The sequence below is a fragment of the Pseudomonas sp. Pseusp97 genome (genome assembly GCF_047304025.1).
Classification (GTDB): domain Bacteria; phylum Pseudomonadota; class Gammaproteobacteria; order Pseudomonadales; family Pseudomonadaceae; genus Pseudomonas.
The window spans coordinates 30,563-40,984 of record NZ_JBGLYK010000007.1 but is presented as its reverse complement, the minus strand read 5'-3'; the positions used below and the strand labels follow the sequence as shown (position 1 = coordinate 40,984).

Annotated in this window: 6 protein-coding genes; 4 read left to right on the top strand and 2 right to left on the bottom strand. The window is 66.6% G+C overall.

The features are described from left to right. The first annotated feature begins 106 nt into the window (after positions 1–106). Genes ACCC94_RS02940 through ACCC94_RS02930 form a run of 3 tightly spaced genes read left to right on the top strand, consistent with a single transcriptional unit; the run spans position 107 to position 5,366 of the window. The gene (locus tag ACCC94_RS02940; protein WP_413347957.1) at positions 107–1,243 is read left to right on the top strand and encodes an efflux RND transporter periplasmic adaptor subunit; all 1,137 of its coding nucleotides are present in this window, start codon (positions 107–109) and stop codon (positions 1,241–1,243) included. Further along, entirely contained in the window at positions 1,240–2,313 is a 1,074-nt protein-coding gene (locus ACCC94_RS02935; protein ID WP_413347956.1) for an efflux RND transporter periplasmic adaptor subunit, read from the top strand. Before ACCC94_RS02940 ends, ACCC94_RS02935 begins: the two co-directional genes overlap by 4 nt. Continuing rightward, positions 2,310–5,366, top strand: coding sequence for an efflux RND transporter permease subunit (locus tag ACCC94_RS02930; RefSeq protein WP_413347955.1), 3,057 nt, complete (start codon positions 2,310–2,312; stop codon positions 5,364–5,366). The genes ACCC94_RS02935 and ACCC94_RS02930 overlap by 4 nt, the downstream gene beginning before the upstream one ends. Positions 5,367–5,476: 110 nt before the next feature. On the opposite strand, the gene ACCC94_RS02925 is transcribed toward ACCC94_RS02930, so the two are convergent. Then, a complete protein-coding gene (locus ACCC94_RS02925; protein ID WP_413347954.1) occupies positions 5,477–5,707 on the bottom strand; it encodes a hypothetical protein in 231 nt (76 codons plus the stop codon). Positions 5,708–5,918: 211 nt separating this feature from the next. Between ACCC94_RS02925 and ACCC94_RS02920 the strand changes: the two genes are divergently transcribed. After that, complete coding sequence (locus tag ACCC94_RS02920) at positions 5,919–6,230, top strand: DUF2892 domain-containing protein (protein WP_413347953.1); 312 nt, start codon at positions 5,919–5,921, stop codon at positions 6,228–6,230. Positions 6,231–6,281: 51 nt separating this feature from the next. Here the strand turns inward: ACCC94_RS02920 and ACCC94_RS02915 are convergent, their stop codons facing one another. Beyond that, complete coding sequence (locus ACCC94_RS02915; RefSeq protein ID WP_413347952.1) at positions 6,282–10,403, bottom strand: CheR family methyltransferase; 4,122 nt, start codon at positions 10,401–10,403, stop codon at positions 6,282–6,284. Between the last annotated feature and the right edge of the window lie 19 nt (positions 10,404–10,422).

Here is a 10,422-nt window from a genome sequence, read left to right as displayed (position 1 = left end):
GGCGCCTCGAACAATTGCTTGGAACATTTTCCCCCGCCCCCACTCACATCTCGTATCGCGCTGCGCTTGCCCGCGTACGCGCAGAAACTGGATGACGGGGGAATGGATGACGACGAGGACGCCGGGGCTGGCCTGCTTCCTGCTGATCACGCTGGCCGGCTGCGGCCAGGACAAGCCGGTCGAGCACCTGCCGCGGGTGCTGGTGCGCGAGGCGACCACCACCGATTACGCCGCGCGCCCCAGCGTGGTGGGCGACATCCAGGCACGTGTCGAGGCGCAGCAGGCGTTTCGGGTCGGCGGCAAGATCATCGAGCGCAGCGCCGAGGTGGGCGACGCGGTGAAGGCCGGCCAGGTGCTGGCCCGTCTCGATCCCCAGGACCTGCGCACCCAGGTGCAGAACGCACGCGCCGCCGTCAGCGCCGAAGAAGCACGGTTGCGCCTGGCCCGGGTCGGTTTCCAGCGCCAGGCGCAGTTGTTGCCCAAGGGCTACACCAGCCGCAGCGAATATGACCGTGCGCAGGCCGAACTGCGTTCCGCGCAAAGCTCGCTGGAGGCGGCACGCGCGCAGCTCGCCTCGGCCAATGACCAGCTCTCCTACACCGAACTCAAGGCCTCTGCCGACGGCGTGATCACCCAGCGCAGCGGCGAGGTCGGCCAGGTGGTCCAGGCGACCATGCCGATCTTCACCCTCGCCCGCGAAGGCGAGCGCGACGCGGTGTTCAACGTTTATGAATCGCTCTTCCAGAACCCTCAGGGCGACCAGCTGGTGAGCGTTTATCTGCTGTCGAACCCCAAGGTGCGGGTCGAAGGCCAGGTGCGCGAAGTCACGCCCACGGTGGACTCGCGCAGCGGCACGCTGAAGGTCAAGGTCGGCCTCGACCAGGTTCCCGCCTCGATGGGCCTCGGTGCCGTGGTTGGCGCCGAGCTGCCGCAGGCGGCCCAGCCCCGCGTGGTATTGCCCTGGTCCGCCCTGTTCAAGCAGGGCAAGTCCCCCGCCGTCTGGGTGCTGGACGACCAGGACCGCGCGCAGCTCAAGCCGGTCGGCCAGGTCAGCTTCGCCCGCGAGCAGGTGATGATCGGCGAAGGTCTGGAGGCCGGACAGCGGGTGATTGTCGCGGGCGGTCAGTTGCTGCACCCGAACCAGAAAGTCGAGGTTGCCCGGGCCGAGCAGGCCGCCGAGCCGGTGGACAGCAGCGCCCAGGCCGAACCTCGGGCCCGCGTACGACCGCAGGTGCAGCCATGAAGCCTGCGCTGTTCGCCCTCGCCCTCCTCGCCCTGGCCGGCTGCTCGAAGGAGCCGGAAACGCCACCGCCGCGCCCGGTGCTCTTCGTCACGGTCAAAGCCGACGACGTTCGCCAGGTAGGCCGGTTCGCCGGCAGCATCCAGGCGCGCTATGAAACCACCCTGGGTTTCCGTACCAATGGCCGTATCGCCGCGCGCAACCAGGACGTCGGCGACAGCGTGGAGAAGAACACCCTGCTCGCCACCCTGGACCCGACCGACCAGCAGAACGCCGTGCTCAGCGCCCAGGGCGATGCGTCCCGCGCCGAAGCCGAATGGATCGACGCCCAGGCCGACGAGCGCCGGCAGAGTGAACTGTTCGCCCGTGGCGTAGGCGCCCAGGCCAACCTCGACCGCGCCCGTACGCGCCTGAAGACCAGTCGCGCCACGCTGGACCAGGCGCGTTCGGCCACCCAGCGGGCGAAGGATCAGCTGGGTTATACCGAGCTGCGCAGCGATTTCGCCGGCGTCATCACCCAGTGGCACGCCGAGGCCGGCCAGGTGGTGCAGGCCGGGCAGGAAGTGGTGACGCTGGTGCGACCGGACGTGAAGGAAGCGGTGGTCGACCTGCCGGACGAGCTGGTGCAGCGCCTGCCGGCGGACGCGAATTTCGAAGTCAGCGCCCAGCTCGCGCCGCAGGATCGCACCACCGGCACCGTGCGTGAGCTCGCGCCACAGGCCGATGCCTCTACCCGCACCCGGCGCATCCGCCTGACCCTGGCCGACGCACCCGCCAGCTTCCATCTGGGCACCACGGTCAGCGTGCTGCTCACCAGCCAGGTGGCGCCGCGCAGCAGCCTGCCGGCCACCGCGCTGATCGGCGACACCACGGTCACAGGCAAGGCACGTGTCTGGGTAATCGACCCGCAGAGCCGCCAGGTGCACCAGCGCGAGGTGCAGGTGCTGCGCAACCGCGACGGCAAGCTGACCATCGGCCAGGGTCTGGCGGATGGCGAACGGGTGGTCAGCGCCGGGGTAAACAGTCTGAAGGAGGGCCAGGTGGTCAGGATCGACGAGGGGGCGCAGCCGTGAGCGAAAGGGACAAGACCAGGAGCGGGTTCAACCTGTCCGAATGGGCACTGCGGCACCAGTCCTTCGTCTGGTACCTGATGGCCGTCTCGCTGGTGATGGGAGTCTTCTCCTACTTCAACCTGGGCCGCGAGGAAGACCCGTCGTTCACCATCAAGACCATGGTGATCCAGGCCCGCTGGCCGGGCGCGACGGTGGACGACACGCTGCTGCAGGTGACCGACCGTATCGAGAAGAAGCTCGAAGAGCTGGACAGCCTCGACTACGTGAAGAGCTACACCCGTCCCGGCGAAGCGACCGTCTACGTCTATCTGAAGGACACCACCAGCGGCAAGGCGATCCCGGACATCTGGTACCAGGTGCGCAAGAAGATCACCGATATCAAGGGCGACTTCCCCCAGGGCCTGCAGGGCCCGGCGTTCAACGACGAATTCGGCGACGTCTTCGGCAGCGTCTACGCCTTCACCGCCGACGGCCTTAGCTTCCGCCAGCTGCGCGACTACGTGGAAAAGGCGCGGCTGGATATCCGCAGCGTGGACAACCTGGGCAAGGTCGAGCTGATCGGCGCCCAGGACGAGGTCATCTACCTGAACTTCTCCACCCGCAAGCTGGCGGCCCTGGGCATCGACCAGCGCCAGGTGCTGGAGAGCCTGCAGCAGCAGAACGCGGTGACGCCCTCCGGCGTGATCGAGGCCGGACCGGAGCGCATCTCGGTGCGCACCAGCAGCGAATTCCGTTCCGAGGCGGACCTGGCGGCGGTCAACCTGCGGGTGAACGATCGCTTCTACCGCCTCTCGGACCTGGCGGACATCCAGCGCACCTACGTCGACCCGCCCAGCACGCAGTTCCGCTACAACGGCCAGCCGGCCATCGGCCTGGCCGTGGCCATGCGCAAGGGTGGCAATATCCAGGAATTCGGCGAAGCACTGCGCCAGCGCATGGAACAGATCACCAGCGAACTGCCCGTGGGCGTCGGCGTGCATACGGTATCGAACCAGGCGGAGGTGGTGGAGAAAGCCGTAGGCGGCTTCACCAGCGCGCTGTTCGAAGCCATCGTCATCGTGCTGGTGGTGAGCTTCGTCAGCCTCGGCGTGCGCGCCGGCCTGGTAGTGGCCTGCTCGATCCCGCTGGTGCTGGCGATGGTCTTCGTCTTCATGGAATACACCGACATCACCATGCAGCGAATTTCCCTCGGCGCGCTGATCATCGCCCTCGGCCTGCTGGTGGACGACGCCATGATTACCGTGGAGATGATGGTGACCCGGCTGGAGCTGGGCGACTCCCTCCACGAAGCGGCGACCTTCGCCTACACCTCCACCGCCTTCCCCATGCTCACCGGGACCCTGGTGACCATCGCCGGCTTCGTGCCCATCGGCCTGAACGCCAGCTCGGCCGGCGAATACACCTTCACCCTGTTCGCGGTGATCGCCGTGGCGCTGATCCTCTCCTGGATAGTCGCCGTGCTGTTCGCCCCGGTGATTGCCCTGCACGTGCTGCCGAAAACCCTGAAGAAACACCAGGAGAAGAAGAGCCGGCTGTTCGACTTCTTCGACACCTGGCTGCAACGGGCCATGCGCCGCAACGTGCTGACCATCGTCTTCACCGTGGCGCTGCTGGGCGTGTCGCTGTATCTGGTGCAGTTCGTCCAGCAGCAATTCTTCCCCTCCTCCGACCGCCCCGAGCTGCTGGTGGACCTCAACCTGCCGCAGAACAGCAGCATCGACGAAACCCGCCGGGTGATGGACAAGGTCGAAACGCAGCTCAAGGACGACGAGGACGTCGCGCGCTGGAGCTCCTATATCGGCCAGGGCGCGATCCGTTTCTACCTGCCGCTGGACCAGCAGTTGCAGAATCCCTTCTATGGCCAGCTGGTGATAGTCGCCAAGGACCTGGAAGCCCGCGAGCGCCTTGCCGCCCGCCTGCGCGAGAACCTGCGGCGCGACTTCGTCGGCATCAGCAGCTACGTGCAGCCGCTGGAGATGGGGCCGCCGGTGGGCCGGCCGATCCAGTACCGCATCAGCGGCCCGGACGTGGACAAGGTACGCGACTACGCCATGCAGCTGGCCGGCCTGTTGGACGGCAACTCGCACATCGGCGAGATCATCTACGACTGGAACGAGCCGGGTAAGGTGCTGCGCATCGAGATCGCCCAGGACAAGCTGCGCCAGCTGGGCCTGGGCTCCGAGGACGTGGCGCAGATGCTCAACAGCGTGGTCACCGGCACCACCGTGACCCAGGTGCGCGACAACATCTTCCTGATCAACGTTGTCGGCCGCTCGGAAAGCGCCGAACGCAGCTCGCCGGAAACCATCGAGAACCTGCAGATGGTCAACGCCAGCGGCACGTCGATTCCGCTCAAGGCCTTCGCCCGCGTCGGCTACGAGCTGGAGCAGCCGCTGGTGTGGCGGCGCGACCGCAAGCCGACCATCACGCTCAAGGCGAGCATCGTCGACGACATCCAGCCCACCGATCTGGTGAAGGTCCTCAAGCCCGAGATCCAGAAGTTCGCCGACCGCCTGCCACCCAACTACAGGCTCGCCACTGGCGGCACCGTCGAGGAGAGCGGCAAGGCGCAGGGGCCGATAGGCCAGGTGGTGCCGCTGATGCTGTTCCTCATGGCCACTTTCCTGATGATCCAGCTGCAAAGCGTGCAGAAGACGCTGCTGGTTGCCAGCGTCGCGCCACTGGGCGTGATCGGCGTGGTCGCCGCGCTGCTGCCCACCGGCACGCCGATGGGCTTCGTGGCCATCCTGGGGATTCTCGCGCTGATCGGCATCATCATCCGCAACTCGGTGATCCTGGTAACCCAGATCGAGGCGTTCGAGGCCGAGGGCCGCTCGCCGTGGAAGTCGGTCATCGAGGCGACCCACCACCGCACCCGGCCGATCCTGCTCACGGCCGCGGCGGCCAGCCTGGGCATGATTCCCATCGCCCGCGAAGTGTTCTGGGGACCCATGGCCTTCGCCATGATCGGCGGGATCATCGCCGCCACCCTGCTGACGCTGTTCTTCCTGCCGGCGCTGTACGTCACCTGGTACCGCATCCGCGAGGACTGAGGATGCGGCCCGCGGGCGCCGGGGCGGCGCTCGCGGTTGCTACTGGCGGTTCCTCGGCTGGGCAAGGCGTACGGTACCTGTGCCCTCCCTGCTGGGCGAACGCCCGTCGCTCAGTTGGCCGTGATGCCGGTGAGCGTGATGCCGTAGCGGTGCAGCAGCTCCAGTGTCGCCTCGCTGCCGTGCTCGTCCTGCTTGTCGCCATAGTCGCCGGCGGGAAGATTCTTCCGCGCCCACTGCAGCAGGAACTCGGCCGCCTGCTCCGGGCTCGGCTGGGTCTGGCCGGGCATGTCCAGGGTGCTGGTGTTGTTGTCCTTCTGGTAGCTGATGAGCCAGGCAGTCATTGGCTTCTCCTACTCCTTTGCAATGGTCTGGCTGTGAACCGCGCTACCGCCCCAAGTTGCAGCCACGCGACGGGCGGCCCCACCCGCGCGGGGCCTCGAACGCCGCTGGGCAACTTCTTCGAACCAACCTTCGGCCGATCTGCCTACGTTGTGTATCCGGGCGCCGCACTGGGCGGCGAGCCGGGTGTCACCGACCAAGCAGGAGGACAGCATGGCTGAGCAGAATCTGAGCGGATGGGAACGGGCGACATCGATTGCCACGGGGCTGGCCGCCATCGGCATGGGCATTCGCAAGGGCGGGCTGGGTGGCTGGCTGGGCGTCGCCGCCGGGGTGCTGGCGGCCAAGCGCGGATTTACCGGGCATTGCGCCATGAAGGCGGCTATTACCGGCCAGCAGACGGCCCTGCCCGAACCGTTGGCGCCGGTCACCTCGCCGGGCCCGGCGAACCCGACGGTAGCCGAATCGCGGATCGATCACGCCCTGGAGGAAACCTTCCCCGCCAGCGACCCCATCTCGCCCTGACGCCTGGCCAGGCAAGCGGTGGCGTCTTCATCGACGCCACCGCTTGCAGGGTCAGACCTTGGCGACCTTGAGCTCGGCGGCCACGCGCTGCAGGGTTTCCAGCGATACCGGCTTGCTGACGTGGGCGTTGAAGCCCGCTTCGTAAGCCAATTCCACGTCCGCCGCCGCCCCATAGCCGGTCAGCGCCACCGCCGGGGTCTCCGCGTGCAGCGGCAGCTGGCGCACGCGGCGGATCAGCTCATGACCATCCATGCCCGGCATGCCGATGTCGGAAAGGATGAGGTCGTAGCGACCATCCTTCAGCACCCTGAGCGCAGTCTCGCCATCCTCGGCAGTGGTCACGGTGGCGCCCTCCATTTCCAGCAGCGCCTGCATCACGGTACGGATGTCCGGCGAATCGTCGACGATCAGCAGGTGCGAGCCGGCGAAGTAGCCGTCGGTGTCCTCCCCGGCATCGACGACCTGCCCGGCGTGCTGGTACTGCGGCAGCCAGACGCTGAAGGTGCAGCCGTGGCCGAGCCCTTCGGACGTCGCCTCGATGCGCCCGTGCTGCGCCTCCACCAGTTCGCGCACCAGCGCCAGGCCGATGCCCAGCCCGGCCTTGTGGGTCGGGTGGTGCGCCTCGGTGGCCTGGCCGAACAGCTCGAATATCTTCGGCAGCGCCTCGGCGCTGATGCCCTGCCCATCGTCGCTGACGGTAATGCGCAGCATGTCGCCGTCCATGCCCAGCGCGACGCGGATCGTGCCCCTTTCGGGGGTGAACTTCACCGCGTTGCTCAGCAGGTTCCAGACGATCTGTTCCACCCGCACGGGGTCGCCTTCGGCCACCAGCGGGTCGGTGCCGCGCGGCGGCAGATCCAGCTCGATGGCCAGGTCCTTCTCGTGGCTTTCGGTGGCCAGCACGCCCACCACTTCCTCGATGATGTTCTGCACTATCACCGGGCCCAGCTTGAGCTTGAGCTTGCCGGTATTGACCCGGGACAGGTCGAGCAGGTCGTCGATGATCCGCGCCTGGCTGCGCACCGAGCTCTGGATGCTCTCGATGGCTCGCGCGGCGATGGCGTGGCTGCGTACCGAGGACAACCGGCCGATCAGCTCGGTGTTGAGCTGGATGAGATTCAGCGGATGCTTGAGCTCGTGGGACATCATCGCGAAGAACTCGTCGCGCAGGCGGATGGTCGCCTGGTTCTGCTCCAGGCGTGAAACCTGTTCGGTCTCCTCGCGTTTCTTGGTGGTGATGTCGCGGCCGATCTTGGCGTAGCCGTGGGGGCCGGCATTGGGCAGGGCACTGGTCACGCTGCTGCAGAAGAAGCGCGAGCCGTCCTTGCGTACGTGCCAGCGGTCTTCTTCCGCCCGGCCGTTCTCGCTGGCCACGCGCAACTCTTCCTGGAATACCCCGGAGCGGCGGTCCTCGCCGCTGTAGATGAGCTCGGCGCTCTTGCCCACCACGTCCTTTTCGCGGTGGCCGTAGGCGCGCTCGGCGCCCCTGTTCCAGCCGGTGATACAGCCGTCGCGGTCCAGGGTGATGATGATGAAGTCCTGGGTGCTTTCCGCCGCCTGGCGCAGGCGCTCCTCGCTCTCGCGCATCTTTTCTTCGGCGACGCGCCGCTGGGTGATGTCGATGAAGGTCAGCACCGCGCCGTCGATCACGTTCTCCGTGGTGCGATACGGCAGCATGCGCACGATGTACCAGCGCTCGTCCTTGCTAGCCACCTCGCGCTCGATGGTACGCAGCGACTCGAAGGCCTGGGCGGCATCGCTGGCCAGGTCCGGATAGATCAGCCTGTGGGTGATGTCCAGCAGCGAGCGCCCGGTGTCCGAGGCAATGATGCTGAAGATCGCGGAGGCACGCGGGGTGAAGGACTTGATGCGCATGGCACGGTCGACGAACACCGTGGCGATGTCGGTGGAGGCGATCAGGTTCTGCAGGTCGTCGTTGATCTTGCTGGTTTCCTCGACCTTGGTCTTGAGCTCCTGGTTGACCGTGATCAGTTCCTCGTTGATCGACTGCAGCTCTTCCTTGCTGGTCTCCAGCTCCTCGGTGGTGGACCGCAGCTCCTCGTTGATCGCCTGCAGTTCCTCGTTGGAGGCCTTGAGCTCCTCGGTGGAGGTTTCCGACTGCTCGATGGTGATCTGCAGCTGTTCCTTGTTGCGCTGCAGCTCGCTTTCCAGCTGCGAGAGGACGTTGTCCTTGAGGTCGATCTTCGACGGGTCGACGTCATTGCTCATGGTTTCCTCGACCTCGTCGAAGATCACCAGGGCGAAGTCGGCGTCCATGTCGCGGAACGGTCGCACCACCATGTTGATGTACGAGCTTGCGCCGTCGCGCTCGTGCTTGACGCGCCGCGCCTCGACGCTCTTGCTGGTCTGGAAGGCCTGGAACAGCGCGGTACGCAGCTCCAGGCGCAGTGACGGGTGGATCAGCGACAGCAGATTGTGCGACGGCTCGCCGCCGACGTAGCGCAGGTAGCGTCCGGCCTGATCGGACATGTGCACGATGTTCGACTCGTGGTTCACCACCACGCTGGGCGGCGCATATTGCTCCAGCACGCGCTGGTGCACCTCGGCGAAGGAGATGCGCCGGCGCTCCACCGGGCGCTCGCTGGCCGCCGGCAGTGTGTCGGTCTGGGCGATCAGCGGCAGCGCCGCGGCAGAGCGGCCGATGGCCGAGGTCGCCTTGGCGCGGTAGATGCGGTTCTTCTTGTCCACCGGGGCGAACAGGTCCATGCACACGTCCGCCGACTCGGAGCTGCCCAGGAACAGGTAGCCGCCCGGCGCGAGGGCGAAGTGGAACATCTGCAGGATGTCCGCCTGTACCTCGCGGTCGAGGTAGATCAGCAGGTTGCGGCAGGAGATCAGGTGCAGCTTGGAGAACGGCGGGTCGCGCAGCAGGTTGTGCATGGCGAACAGCACGCGCTCGCGGATTTCCTTCTTCACCCGGTAGCGCGTCTGCTCCTTGGTCAGGTACTGGCGCAGGCGCTGGGGGGTGATGTCCGGCAGGATCGCCTCGGGATAGACGCCGCTGCGGCCGATGGCGATGGAGTGCTCGTCGATGTCGGTGGCGAACACCTGGAATTTGCGGTCGCTCTCGCTGTACTCGACGTACTCCGAGAGCAGCATGGCCATCGAATAGGCTTCCTCGCCGGAGGAGCAGCCGGCGCTCCACACGCGGATCTGCGATTCGCCGTCGCTGGGCATCTCGAACAGCCGCGGGATGATCTCCCGCTCCAGCGCCTCGAAGGCTTCGCGGTCGCGGAAGAAATTGGTCACGCCGATCAGCATGTCGGCCAGCAGGTGCTTGGTTTCTTCCGGGTTGGACTGCAGGAAGGCGCGATAGCCCGGCAGGTCGCTCAGGCGGTTGACCTGCATGCGCCGCTCGATGCGGCGCAGCACGGTGGCGCGCTTGTAGTGCTTGAAGTCATGCCCGGTACGCGTGCGCAGCAGGGTCAGGACGTCGCGCAGGGCCGTTTCCGCCACGCGGGCCTGTTCCGGGTCCTCGATGGTCTGGATCGGCGCGCTGACTTCGGCCTCGCGCGGCAACTGGATGCTGCGCATGGTCTCCCACAGCTCGACGAGCTTCTGCGGGATGTCCACCACCGGCAGGATGAAATCCACCTGCCCGGTGGCGATGGCGCTGCGCGGCATGTCGTCGAATTCGGCGTCGTCCGGCGCCTGGGCGATGGTCACCCCGCCCTGCTCCTTGATCCGGCAAAGGCCGGAGGAACCGTCGCTGCCGTTGCCGCTGAGCACGACGCCGACGGCCCGCTCGGCATGGGCATCGGCCAGGGTGCGCATGAACAGGTCGATGGCGATGTGTCGCGGCTGGGTGGAGCTCAGTTCGCTGACGCGCAGGTAACCGTCGTTCATGGTCAGCTGCATGGCCGGGGATATCAGGTAGATGCAGTTCTGCTCCACCGGCATCGCCTCGGTCACCTGGCGCACCTTCATCTTGGTGGCTTTCTGCAGGATGGTATGGGCGCTGCTTTCGTGAGTGGGCGACAGGTGCATCACCACGACGAAGGCCATGCCGTTGTCGTGGGGCATGTTCTCGAACAGCCGCAGCAGCGCTGCCAGTCCGCCAGCGGAGGCGCCTATGCCCACGACCGGGAATTTCAGGTGGCTGGGCTGCACATCCTGGGCGGTGCCTTGTTTCGTTGTCCGTCGCTTGCTCACCTGGTTGGCCTCGTTCCGA